Annotated in this window: 6 protein-coding genes; 3 read left to right on the forward strand and 3 right to left on the reverse strand. The window is 34.9% G+C overall.

Annotated elements, in window-relative coordinates; all coding sequences use genetic code 11:
• Nucleotides 1–482: 482 nt before the first annotated feature.
• Nucleotides 483–4,658 (reverse strand): two-component regulator propeller domain-containing protein, encoded by a 4,176-nt coding sequence (locus tag AABD74_RS18800; protein ID WP_406843917.1) that lies wholly within the window; start codon nucleotides 4,656–4,658, stop codon nucleotides 483–485.
• Between the two features lie 573 nt (nucleotides 4,659–5,231).
• Between AABD74_RS18800 and AABD74_RS18805 the strand changes: the two genes are divergently transcribed.
• From AABD74_RS18805 to AABD74_RS18815, 3 genes are all read left to right on the forward strand, one after another.
• Entirely contained in the window at nucleotides 5,232–8,318 is a 3,087-nt protein-coding gene (locus AABD74_RS18805; protein ID WP_406843918.1) for a SusC/RagA family TonB-linked outer membrane protein, read from the forward strand.
• 23 nt (nucleotides 8,319–8,341) lie between these two features.
• The gene (locus AABD74_RS18810; RefSeq protein ID WP_232680299.1) at nucleotides 8,342–9,829 is read left to right on the forward strand and encodes a RagB/SusD family nutrient uptake outer membrane protein; all 1,488 of its coding nucleotides are present in this window, start codon (nucleotides 8,342–8,344) and stop codon (nucleotides 9,827–9,829) included.
• A gap of 654 nt (nucleotides 9,830–10,483) precedes the next feature.
• Entirely contained in the window at nucleotides 10,484–11,083 is a 600-nt protein-coding gene (locus AABD74_RS18815) for a hypothetical protein (RefSeq protein ID WP_406843919.1), read from the forward strand.
• Nucleotides 11,084–11,374: 291 nt separating this feature from the next.
• Here the strand turns inward: AABD74_RS18815 and AABD74_RS18820 are convergent, their stop codons facing one another.
• Together AABD74_RS18820 and AABD74_RS18825 are read right to left on the reverse strand one after the other, a co-directional pair.
• The gene (locus tag AABD74_RS18820; RefSeq protein WP_406843920.1) at nucleotides 11,375–12,106 is read right to left on the reverse strand and encodes a carbonic anhydrase family protein; all 732 of its coding nucleotides are present in this window, start codon (nucleotides 12,104–12,106) and stop codon (nucleotides 11,375–11,377) included.
• 126 nt (nucleotides 12,107–12,232) lie between these two features.
• Nucleotides 12,233–13,060, reverse strand: coding sequence for a Ca2+-dependent phosphoinositide-specific phospholipase C (locus AABD74_RS18825; protein WP_232680293.1), 828 nt, complete (start codon nucleotides 13,058–13,060; stop codon nucleotides 12,233–12,235).
• Nucleotides 13,061–13,417 lie beyond the last annotated feature (357 nt).

Genomic DNA, 13,417 nt, shown 5'->3' on the forward strand with positions numbered 1-13,417 from the left:
TGTTTATCAGCGTTTTTACGAAGTAAATCTGTTTTATCCTCGTCACAATTATCCGCTGATTTTACTGATTCGCTAAAGCGAAAACGCTGATAAAAACTGATTTTTCTAATTACTTTCTTAATTAAACTGTTAAGTAATTTTATAGATTTCCTCTTAACTTAATGACATTACCCGTAGGGATTAAACTTTTTTAGAGCCGATTTATTTATTGAATTATTAAACCAGCAACTTAAATTAATTATGTATTTTAAGTGTGAAATAAAGATTTTTAATTACGGTTTATGTTTGCCTGAAATAAGAAATAAGTACAGCTTGGCATTTCATATCATAAAAAAGCACATTCGAAATTTTAACTAAACTGTTAAAAACAGCTATTATCTTTTTCAAAAAGACACAAAAAAAAGCTGACTTTTAATTAAAGCCAGCCTTTTAATTTTTTTTTAATTAAATCAGGTTCTCAAAACATTGTTATTTTTCTCCCCCTATTTCTCAGGTTTACCTTCTACAAATTGTGTAGGAGTTAAACCAAAGAGCTCCCTAAAGGTTTTAGTAAAATAAGCCGAAGAGTTAAAACCGCACATATGGGTAATTTCTTTAACCGAATACTGTTTGCTTAATAATAATTCTGAAGCATATTTGAGTCTTATCGTTCTTATAAAATTACTTGGGTTCTGCCCTGTAATAGAACTTATCTTTCTATAGAACTGTGACCTTCCAATGCTTAGTTCCTTAATTATATCCTCTAATGCAAAGTCTGGATCTGAAATATGATGCAGCACAATTTTGGTTGTTTTATCTAAAAAAGCCTCATCTAGTGAATTAGTAGCAATTTCGCTGGAAGGCAGTATACTGCCAATAGAAGCAAACCTTTCCTTTGCTCTTTTTCTTGCTTCGAGTAAATTTTTAATTCTTGCCTTTAATACATTTATATTAAATGGTTTTGAAAGATATTCATCTGCACCTGTATCATAACCTTCAATCCTGTCTTCTTCAAGACTTCTTGCCGTAAGCAGTATAACAGGAATATGACTGGTTTCTAAGTCATTTTTTACCTGACGGCATAATTCAAAACCGTCCATCTCAGGCATCATAACATCACTGATAATAATATCAGGAAAATATTTTTTTACCTTCTCCAGTCCGATCAAACCATTAGAAGCCTCTTTAACCTGGAATTGATTGCTGAGTTCATTCTTTAAATGGCTTCTCAGCTCTTTATTATCCTCTACAATTAAAACCACCGACCTGTTACCTTCTTTATCAATATCTACCGAAACAAACGCTTCATCTTCATTAGATATGGCAATTTCATATTCAGCCGAGATTAAAGAATTTCTATCAATTTCATAGTTACCTGCCTGATGCGAATTAACTAAAGACTTTTTATTAACCTGAAGATCCGCAGGTATTCTAACAATAAATGTGGTTCCAACCTCGTATTCGCTTTCTACTAAAATTTCACCTTTATGCAATTCGACTAAACTTTTAATAAAATTTAATCCAATTCCTGTTCCCGTTTTAGTACTATCAGGATGAAAAAATCGCTGAAACACTTTATTAATTTCTTCTTTTCTGAGTCCAATTCCTGTATCTTTAACTTTCATTTCCAAAACTCTTTCCATTTTTGATTTTTTAAAAAACCATAATAAAGAAGTTGTTTTCTCTTGCATTGATTCTGAAAGGGACAATGTTATTGTACCTCCTTTATCAGTAAACTTAATAGCATTTGAAAGTAAATTACTTAGAATTTTTTCAATTTTATCAGGATCAAACATTCCGTAGAATTCTTTTTTTGGAGAATCAAACACAAACTGAATTCCTTTAGCCTTGGCCAAATCTTCAAATAACAAGAAAACATCTTTGCTAAACTTGACAATATTTATCCTGCTGATTTCTAATGGTGTTTTACCCAGATCCATTTTCCTTAAATCCAGAAGCTGATTTACCAGATGCAGCAGGCGCCTGCTGCTTCTTTGAATAATCAACGCCGACTTTTTAACTTCTTCCGGATCATTAAACGAAGAGAGAATCTTATCAACAGGGTTTAAAATTAAAGTAAGAGGTGTTCTGAATTCATGAGATACATTGATAAAAAAGTTCAATTTCATCTGATCCAGTTCCTGTTCTTTTTCTTCCCGGATTTTTCTGGTATAATAATTCACCCCAAAATATAAAAGCGAGCTAAATGCTAAAATATAAAAACAATAGGCCCACCAGGTTTTCCAAGGCGGTGAATCAACTTTTAGACGGATAGCCGTTTTTTTTGCCTGATCCCACTGCCCATCAATAGCTGCGATGACTTCAAAAGTATAATCGCCCGGTTCCAGGTTAGAATAATTAGCAATCCTGCCAGAACCTGCATTAATATATCCCTGATCCAATCCATCAAGTTTATAGGCATACTTAACTCTCTCAGGATTCTGGTAATTGAGTGCCACGAAACCAAACGAAATATAACCCTGATTATATTTGAGTTCTATTTCTTTAATTTTTGTTATTGCCCTGTCTAACAATACCCTGCCATGAATAACTTCTCCCGGACTCACTTTTTTATTAAACAGCCGGATTTCGGTTATTACAGGATTCACAACATTTGATTTTAACGAAATATCATTAGGATTAAAAATATTAAATCCATTTATTCCCCCTACTATAATACGCCCGTCCTGCGTTTTATCAATAGATTTACTCTGAAATTCAGTACCTTGTAATCCATCATGGGTATTAAAATTTTTAAAAACCCCTGTTTTAGGATTAAAGTATGACAATCCGCCTTTGGTGGTAATCCATAAATTTTTATTATTATCTTCCTCTACACCTACAACTAAGTTATTTGGTAAACCATTTAATGAAGAATAAGAATGTTGTAAATTTAATGCAGTATCCAATTCATACAATCCCATATCAGTCCCTACCCATATGTTCTTTTTGTAATCTTCAGTGATATAGTTAATACGATTTCCCTGAATATTTTTAATTTTAATTTCATTAAAATTAATTTTATCAGGAATCCGACCTTTTATAGTATTCAGACTCATAACACATAAGCCCTGGGAAGTCCCTACAAAAAGCCTGTTTTTAGAATCAATAAAAAGTGAAAACACAAAATTACTTATCAGACTTCTGAAATCTCCCGGCTGATTCTTGTAGTGATAGAATTTTTCAGATACAGGGTCAAACAAATTTAATCCGCCAGTGGAAGTTCCCAGCCATAAATAACCATTTAAATCTTTTTTGGCACACCAAACCGTATTTTGTCCAATGGAAAAAGGATTCGTTTTACTGTATTGATACGGTTTGACCTTACCTGAATCTGTATAAAACTTATTGAGTCCGCCATCCCAGGTACAAACCCACAAAACACCATTATCTCCTTCGACTAAATTTACAATTTTATCTGAACTTAGCGCATTTGGATCACCTGCCCTGGCTCTGTAATGCCTGAAAGTTCCTTTTTTTTCATCAAAAAGATTCAATCCGCCGCCATCAGTACCTATCCAAATTCTTTTTTTACTGTCCTGAAGAACAGATTGTGCTATCTTAGCGCTCAAACCTTCATTGCTCTCTGACTTATAAAAATAATGTCCGAAAGAAGTTTTAGAAATAGCCAGCTTGTTAAGTCCTGTGTTATAAGTAGCAATCCAGTAAATTCCATTTTTATCCTCTAAAACTTCAGAAGCCTGATTATTAGACAAAGAAAAAGGATTAAAAGGATTGTGCAGTAAATGCTGCAGTAAACCTTTGTTTTTATCCAGAAGAAAAATACCATCTCCGTCTGTTGAAGCCCAGACAACACCTTTTTTATCCTGATAAAGATGAAAAATCGGAACACTTTTATTTAAAGGAGAAACATTCTTAAAAGTCCCTGCATGTACATTAAAGAGAAACAAACTCGAAATATCATTGCCTATCCAAAAATCCCCGTCTTTGTCAATTAGAATTCGCTTTGGAAGATGATTCAAATATTGGCTTCCTTTAAAATCAATAGGAAACCTTGTAAAATTATTGGTCTGAGGATTATATCTGTGCAGATGATTTCCTTTCGTTCCTAACCAAATATTTCCTTTCCTGTCTTCAATAACACTCGTTACATCATTGCTGTCCAGTGATTGCGGATCTTTTGAATTATAACTGTAATGAGTAAACTTAATCTTATCATAAGTCCCGCTCTGGGTATCATCTAACAATAATTTGGTAACACCATTTTTGGCGGCAACCCAAAGTGAATTATCAATCTTATGATACAAAAGCCCGTTGATTTCTTCTCTAAAATTTGCGCTTTCTTTCTTTTTTTGATCTAAATTAATCTTATAAAATTTCTCTGTATCCCTGTCAAAAACATTTAAACCATTACTGGTCCCAATCCAAAGGCGTCCCTTGTTGTCTTCTGTTATTACCGTTATTCTATTATTGCTAATAGAATTGGGATCATCAAGGATATTACGATAAATTTCGAAATCATATCCATTATACTTGTTCAGTCCATCTATAGTTCCAAACCATAAAAATCCTTCATGATCCTGAAAAATATCAACACAGGTACTACTGGAGAGTCCTTTTGAAGTATCAAAGTTCTCAAACTTAAGATTTGAATACTGAGCATGTGATATGAAGGCTGTCAGTAAAAAAAGGCATCCTGTAATTATTTTGCGTTTCATAGCATATGCTATCAATTCATTAAAATTTAATTTTATTTTTTATCAAAGTCTTCAAAAATAAGGAATAAAAAAAGAAATATGAAAACTCAAAAAATTTAATTTTACTATTCAATACCGCTTTTCACTAAAAAATACAATGGCGCTGTCGCATCTAAAGTTAAATTATTTCTTTGCTTTTTTTAAATTCTTAAAATTAATGGATACAAAAAGGAAAGGAGGAACGATTATTTCAACAACGGGATAGGATTTTTTATCTATAACTAAAAATAAAACAATGCTTTAGGATGTCTTTAATTCTTTTTTACTATGCCTGACAAACCTAATGATTACTTTAGGCCGAAAAGAATGAGGCTGTCTCAAAAGTCGAGACAACCTCTTTTTTATTCGGATACCTATCGGAGAAATTTTCCATTTACGCGATTCTCAACAGCTTGATTTTACTTTTGAGACAGCCTCTTATTTTCTACAGCAGTATGAAACACTCTTTAACAAACAGTTCATAACAGCTCTTAATAAAATTATACATACGTTTGAAGAACTAAAGCAGATTGAAAAACTAACTAAACTAAAACCATGAAAAAAGAAAATGAAAACAACCTTATTCCAAATCGGTTGAGCAGAAAATGGTACCTGGCCATACTAGCAATGACCGCAGCATCAACAAATTTTATTCAGGCAGAAGGCCGATTAATCAAATCTTCGTTTGAAATTACTAAAATAATACAGCAGGAAAAAACAGTAACCGGGAAAGTAGTCTCGGCAGAAGATAATATTGGAATTCCCGGTGTAAATATTATGATAAAAGGAACTACTAAAGTTGTCACAACAGATTTAGACGGTAACTTCAGTATTAAAGTAGAATCAGATCAGGATATATTAGTTTTTACCTCTGTAGGACTGGCATCGCAAGAAATAAAAATAAATGGCAGATCTGTAATTGATATTGTCATGGTTTCAAGTGCAGAGAACCTTGAACAGGTAATTATTATAGGATATGGTTCACAGAAAAAAGCGGACCTAACAGGAGCTGTTACAACTATAAAAGCAAAAGATATTAACGGTATCAGAGCAGGAAATGCTGCTGAAGCGCTTCAAGGCAAAAGCGGTCTGACTGTTGTATCAGCAGGTGCACCTGGATCTAGTCCAACGGTAAGGATTCGCGGAATAGGAACCAACAGTGATTCTTCACCTCTATATGTTGTAGACGGAATGATGACAAATGATATAACCTGGCTGAATCCGAAAGACATTGAAACAATGAGTGTTCTAAAAGATGCATCTGCAACTGCCATATATGGTTCCCGAGGAGCAAACGGTGTAATCGTTGTTACCACTAAAAAAGGCAGGCTCGGAAAAAGCAGTATTACTTACTCAGGAAATGTTGGGCATCAATACGTTATAAACAACTATAAAACAGCCAATGGGTCACAATATGCTTCACTGATGAATACTGTGGCAGCAACAGCCGGGCAGCCTGCTCCCTATACAAATCCTTCGCAGTTTGGAAAAGGAACAGACTGGATGGATGAAATCAGCAGGACCGGCCTTATGTCTGATCACCAGATTTCTGCCTCAGGAAGCACCGAAACTGTAAGCTATAATATAAGTTTAGGTTATTTCGAACAGGAAGGCGTATGGAACAATACCGATTATAACCGCTGGACGCTGCGTATAAATAACGATTATAAACTGAACAGTAAAATAAAAATCGGGCATAATTTCAACCTAAGCAATTCTAACACAGGCCAGGCACTGACTTATAGAACTGTACGTTCAGTACTTTCAGGTTCTCCTCTGATAACTCCAAAAAATGATCAGGGAGAATGGAATCCAATGCAGAACAATGATCTTATAAACCCCGCAGCCGAGCTTGAGTTTAATAAAGATGCTAATACAAACGATCTGCGCTTTGTAGGTGACCTATGGGGAACATGGGATATTGTGCCGGGACTTCAATTCAAGACTTCATTTGGAGAAGACTGGATGCTTACACGCTTTGACCAATTTCTGCCAAAGTACAGTATTAACCCTTCTTTCCAATTTAACAACCCAAGCAGTTATACTGAAAATTACAGTACTAATAACACCTGGCTGTGGACCAACACCCTTACCTATGATAAAACCTTCAAAGAAATCCACCGGGTAAACCTGCTGGCTGGACAAAGTTCTGAATCTTCTCAATGGCGTGGGCTTGGTGCCACAGGAAGAAACTACGCAGTTGACAATTTAGATTATGTTTCTATATATTCTGCAAGTATTAACAATAGAACTGTAAATGCATTTCTTCCGGCAAAATCATCCAGGGCCTCTTTTTGGTTCAGAACAAATTATGCTTTAAAAGACCGTTATCTACTTACGGCTACAATCCGCGCCGACGGTTCCTCAAAATTCGGTCCTAACAACCGATGGGGGTATTTTCCTTCTGCAGCACTAGGATGGAGAATCAGCGAAGAAAATTTCTTAAAACATCTAAGCTGGCTTAATAATCTAAAAGTAAGAGGAAGCTGGGGTATGACCGGAAATGATAAGATTTTTAACAATGTTGCCTATTCACTGGTAACACAGAGTGATGAATTTCATGCCGTATTTAACAATCAGGTAAATCCAGGTGCAGGTATTGTAAACGCTAACAATCCTAATGTTAAATGGGAAAACAATGTTCAGGCAGATTTTGGACTTGAAATGAGCGCACTAGACAGCAGACTAACATTTGAATTTGATTATTTTAACCGCAAAACGAAAGACTTATTGATGATTCTTCCTATTCAGGGAGGATCAGTTGGTATAGCGCCTACATACAGCAATGCCGGTTCTGTACAAAACAAGGGGTATGAAGTGATGCTGGGATGGCAGGATAATAAAAATGATTTTAAATATGGCATCAGCTTTACAGGGAGTTCTTTTAAAAATAAAGTGATAGACTGGAACGGCCTGACCACAACCAATACGACATTCTCTACCAATCTTCAGACCCGCATACAGGAAGGCAAACCTTTCAATTACTTTTATGGATATAAAACTCAGGGAATATATCGTACTCAGGCAGATATTGACTCTTGGAATGCATATGCTGTAAGTAAAGGAAAAGCCGCTTATCATACTGCTGCAAAATTAGGCGATATGATATACACAGATACAAATGGAGACGGACAAATTACTGCTGATGACCAAACTAATATAGGAAATCCATTTCCTAAATTTACAGGCAGTATAGCTTTAAATGCAGAATACATGAATTTTGATTTTAACCTTGATTTTACAGGAAGTTTCGGTGCAAATGTCATGAATAATTCATACAACGATTTTACATCTCCAAACAACAATATGCATACTGACTGGCTTGATTCATGGACACCTTCAAATACAGAAGCTTCAATGCCACGTCTGGCAGCAGGCTCAGTAAATACGAACAGAACTATTGATATTATGGTCTTCAGCGGAGATTATGTAAAATTAAGAACAGCAACACTGGGCTATACCCTACCGGATAGTATTATTGAAAAAACAGGAATCAGCCGTCTGCGTTTTTATTTGACAGGTGCTAATCTTCTATATTTCACTAAATATAAAGGTTTCACTCCAGAGTTAGCTGACGGACTTGATTACAACTCTTTTCCAATCTCTGGAAGTATTCAATTTGGTGTAAACCTTAATTTTTAAATAATTATTAAACCTTATTAAGCATGAAAAAGCTAAAATATATATTAATTATAGGAGGGTTCAGCCTTTTAGTATCGTGTGACGACTTCCTTGATGTAACACCTCAGGCACAGCTAACCACGGATGTTTATTTTTCCGACGAAGAAAGCATAAATGATGCTGTAAACAGAGTATACTCTTCTGTAAACTGGCGTTTTTTCAGACTTGGGACAATGTATTTTACTTCCCATGAGTTCTCCTCCGATGATGTAAAGATGAATACTGCCGATGTTAACTTTACCTCAGCGTACACCTTTACCAATAGTCCGTCAAACATTTACATAGAACGCCTTTGGGAAAGATGGTACCAGTACCTTAACGACTGCAATCAGGTATTAAAGCTCACAAGCAAATACAGTGGCCCAAAAGCCACCCAGTATAATGCACAGGCACGCTATTTCAGAGCGTACTGGCATTTTGATCTGGTAAATGTATTTGGGGATGTAGTAATAAGAGATCATGTCCCTGCAAATGAGGAATTCAATATTCCTAAAAGTCCTCAGGAAGATGTCTACAAACTTATCATAAGTGATCTGGAATTCGCAGCTGACAACTTGCCGACCCGTCAGCAGTGGGGAGCAGCAAATCTTGGACGTGTGACTAAAGGTACAGCTCTGGGGCTTTTGGCTAAAGTATATTTATACAGACAGGACTATGCCAACGCTTATAAATATGCAAAACTTGTAATTCAGAGCGGTGAATATCAGCTTGATCCTGTTTTTAGAAATCTCTTCGCAATAGAGGGCAAATATTCAGTTGAAAGTATGATGCCGGGGCATTATATCTATCAAAATATAGCTGGAAGAACTAGAAATCCATATGTAGAATTTCAAGGCATACCAGGGTCAGGATTAGGAAGCGCCTTTTTTGCCCCTTCTGATGAACTTGTCAACAGCTTTGAAGCTAATGATCCGCGTAAAGCAGCATCCATTTTTACAAAAGGTGAAACAATAGAAGGCTACACCGGTACTTTAAACTGGGCAGCCGGATTTCAATATGCTAATAAAAAAGTAATCTGGCCTACTGCACAGTGGCCTGATACTGATTTTTTTAAACAACAGCTTAATCTTCCTTTCCTTCGTTATGCTGACTTACTGCTTATATATGCAGAAGCCGCAAACGAAACTGGAAACAGTACAGACGCCCTAAATGCATTGGAACAAGTCCGCTATAGAGCACGCGGTAATAAAACTTTTGATGAGGCTGGGGTTCTTCCACAAATTACTGTAACTGACAAAGCACAGTTACGTCTTCTTATATGGAAAGAAAGAAGAGTTGAACTTGCCATTGAAGGTAACCGCTGGTTTGATCTTATACGTTATGAGAAAGTGGTTCCTGGTTATACAACCAATATCATGAATAACTTAGGACGAACAAACTTCAGTTATCAAAAAAACAGCAAATTTCCAATTCCTTCCACTTACATTACAAATTCAAACGGGGTATTGACACAAAATCCTAATTGGCAGTAATTAATCATCTATCCGTTTTTTCTGGGCAGTTGTCTGCAATGCAGCGACTGCCTTTTTATAGATTATTTAAAATTGAATTTAAACACACTATTCATAACAGGTACTCAATATATCTGAGCAAAGCAGTAACTAGTTTGAGTCTGAAAATTCAGTTATTTTTTGATTACCTGTACTTGAATATACTACTCTTTCAATTTTAATTCTGATAAACCTACTTACGAATTAAAATATTTTTTTATACACTTTAAATATCTAAATACTTCCCAGATAAATGAAAAGCTTCAGAGAAATCTGAGGCTTTTTTATGAAATAAATCTGCTTCTTACACTCCATTTATAATAAGTGAATTTGAGAAACCTCAACAACAATTACACAACATAAATTTTGCATTTTTAACAAAGGATTAATCTCCACAGATAAGTCTCCTCCTGCATATTAACCTTACGCTATTTCAAAACCCTTTTTTAGAATAATTCTTAAGAATCAAAAAACTTTTATTAGATTTATAAGAATAAAAACTGCACGGGGTCAGAGGCATTTACACAGCTTTTATAAGAATTCTTCAGGCTGCAAGGAAACATTACCTGTAAATGCTGCTTTAAACTGAAAAAGTACCTCATTTTTTGAATGCCGTAAACATAAATTAAAAAAATTATGACACTAGCAAAACCTATCATCCGGCTGAAACTAAATTTTATAGTCAGCTGCTTTGTGCTGACTTTATTCCCAGCTTTTATAATTGCACAACAAAACTCAAATCCCGGGCTGAAAAGTATCTCAGATCAAAATGGACAAAAAGATTTTGATTTTGAAATTGGGAAGTGGAACACAAAACTTAAAGTTCTTAAAAATCCCCTTTCTGGATCTACAACCTGGAATGAATACGAAGGGACAACAAATGTCATAGGAGTTTGTGATAATCGTTCTAATCTGGTTGAACTCAACGTTAAAGGTCCGGCGGGACAAATTGCTGGCGTGAGTCTGCGTCTTTTTAACCCCAAAACAAACCAATGGAGTCTCAATTTTGCAAACATCAGAGACGGAAATTTAGTTATACCATCAATTGGCAGCTTTAAAAATGGACGCGGAGAATTCTTTAATGAAGATATTTTTGATGGAAAGAAAATTCTTGTTCGTTTTATTATCTCAGCAATCACACCTAATTCTTGCCATTTTGAACAAGCATTTTCGACTGATGGAGGAAAAACATGGGAAGTAAACTGGATTGCTGATGATACAAGAATAAAATCTTAAAAAAAACTAACTATTTTCCTGTTAGGGTTCTAAAAAAAAGCTCCTGATTTCTCTGGAGCTTTTTCTATATATTTATTTCTTTGAAGACACAAGTGCAAATTTGTGCAGCCACGTCTAAATTTAAAATCATTTTACTCAATTAAAGCTATATTCTCCCTAGTTTTTGACTAAGATCATACCCGAAATACTTGATTTCCTGTAAATACTTTATGAACTAATTAGTCCTCAGCACATCTGGAATATTATCTAAAAATTAAAGATGATATAAAATAAAAGGTTTTGTATTAATATTTATAAAAATACTACAATACCAGTATGAATATCATAATATCCCCCTATAATTTTTATATCTCCCTTTGATTCCATTTCTTTCAGAATAGGGCTTTTGGATTTAATAGTTTCAATGGTATTCAGAACATTTTCTTTTGTAACCGCTTCTACATATGCATCATTTTTAGAAGTGGTTTCGCCTGTAAAATCTTTCACCCTTTTTATTGCCGGTTTTATATTAGCCAGCATTGGTGTAATATTCCCAAGCTGTACATTATCAATAGCACTTTTTACCGCTCCGCACGATCCATGTCCCAGAACCAATATTACTTTCGCCCCCGATACCTTACAACTATACTCAAGGCTTCCTAATATATCAGTATTAGAAAAGTTCCCTGCAACACGAGCCACAAACAAATCACCAATGCCTCTATCAAATACATCTTCAACCGGTACCCGGCTATCTATACATGATAATACTACAGCTTTTGGAAATTGTCCTTCTGAGGCATTTCTTACCATAGCTGAATGATCTCTCAATGTCAGATTATTGCTTGTAAAACGTTTGTTCCCTTCTTTTAAAGCAGTAATTACATCATTAGGTTTCAAAGCTGCCTGTTCTGCTGCGGTCAATACTCTTTCACGCAATATGGGCTGGTTAACAGGTACTTTATTGGCAGTATCCGAGGCCGCTGTTTCTGATTCTACAGTCTTAGTGGTTTTCTCTTTACAAGAAAACAGTGTTATCGCCATAGCGAAGTAAAGGATAGTTTTTTTCATGGTTTAGAAATTAAATTTGTAATAAAGATAGTTCAAATTCAACATACTGAAAACAATCATTAAGCTAAAACATTTTATGCCTTATAATAATTTAGATGATTATACCCCGCCTTTAATTTTAATTGGAGCCGAATCACTAACTTTTGCCCAAGTAGTACCTTCTACTTTATCTGTGGATATTACGGAATGATTATTCTTTAAAATAGTATCCCAATCTTCTTTTTTATTGACACCGTATACTCTGCTAATGCGTACTGTTGGGGTCGTATAGGCATATTTTAAACCTTCAGATTTCGTCATATTGACAACAACAATGTTATTGATATCTTTATTGTCATTGTAGTCCATATCGCTAAAACAGCGGCGATCGAGGATATCGGTGTTGGAATATTTTTTTCTCCAGCTTTTTCTGCCGCTCAGGCAAAAAATAAATTTGCCGGGCATATTTTCAATTTTTGGCCATCCGTATACTCTGGCATTATCATATAATCCGGCATTTTTATCGGGCATCATAGCATTTGGCATAAAGATTTTGTCATCACCGAAATACTGCTGGAGATAGGTATCAATTTCTTCATGAAACTGGTCATATTTTCCTTCGTAGCTTTTTATATCCAATGTTATAAATACAGGATAGTGCAGTTTGTCTACTTCGTGCCAGATTTTGAGAATGTCAAGAAAATACTTTAATTTAATCTGGCGTCCGTTAGAGTGGCTTACAGTAAAGTACCCTTCATTAATAGACTTATAAGGAGTATATTTTGTGGAATGTCTCCAAATATCCAATTCCAGTCCCAGACACCCATCTTTAGCCGGATCGCTGGCATTAAATGATAACTGCGTCGACAGGAGAGGCAATGCATCAACATAACTGTTGTGAGAAGCTTTAATCTGAATTTGATTGTAAAGGCGGTCTTTAATTTCCATAGTTCTTGATTTAGGGTTTAATAAAAAGGTTCAATGCCAATAAATAGACCTGGTTTAAATTTCTAAATCATTGGTACCAGGATTTGGTGTGCGGTAAGTTTTTATTTAAAGAAAATTCTTTAAATAAATCATTACGAATGTAGAAAACTTAATAAACAACCAGCACAGTAGAAATACGTGTTTATTAATTAGCAACTTAAATTAAATAAAAAAATAGACTTAAAAATTCTATTATTTCTGATGATTTTTTTGCGAACTGTCAGGAATCACAGCCAGACATCTAATACCGATTTTGTTTTTTTTTGACGACTTAAAATAAGCTGTCTATTGGTTCGGATCCTATTATTGGTGACTTGA

The sequence above is a fragment of the Flavobacterium soyae genome, from assembly GCF_045348165.1.
GTDB classification, from domain to species: Bacteria; Bacteroidota; Bacteroidia; order Flavobacteriales; family Flavobacteriaceae; genus Flavobacterium; species Flavobacterium soyae.

Coding starts and splice junctions, on each gene's coding strand:
- AABD74_RS18800 (WP_406843917.1), bottom strand. CDS start 4,658: ATGAAACGCAAAATAATTACAGGATGCCTTTTTTTACTGACAGCCTTC.
- AABD74_RS18805 (WP_406843918.1), top strand. CDS start 5,232: ATGAAAAAAGAAAATGAAAACAACCTTATTCCAAATCGGTTGAGCAGA.
- AABD74_RS18810 (WP_232680299.1), top strand. CDS start 8,342: ATGAAAAAGCTAAAATATATATTAATTATAGGAGGGTTCAGCCTTTTA.
- AABD74_RS18815 (WP_406843919.1), top strand. CDS start 10,484: ATGACACTAGCAAAACCTATCATCCGGCTGAAACTAAATTTTATAGTC.
- AABD74_RS18820 (WP_406843920.1), bottom strand. CDS start 12,106: ATGGCGATAACACTGTTTTCTTGTAAAGAGAAAACCACTAAGACTGTA.
- AABD74_RS18825 (WP_232680293.1), bottom strand. CDS start 13,060: ATGGAAATTAAAGACCGCCTTTACAATCAAATTCAGATTAAAGCTTCT.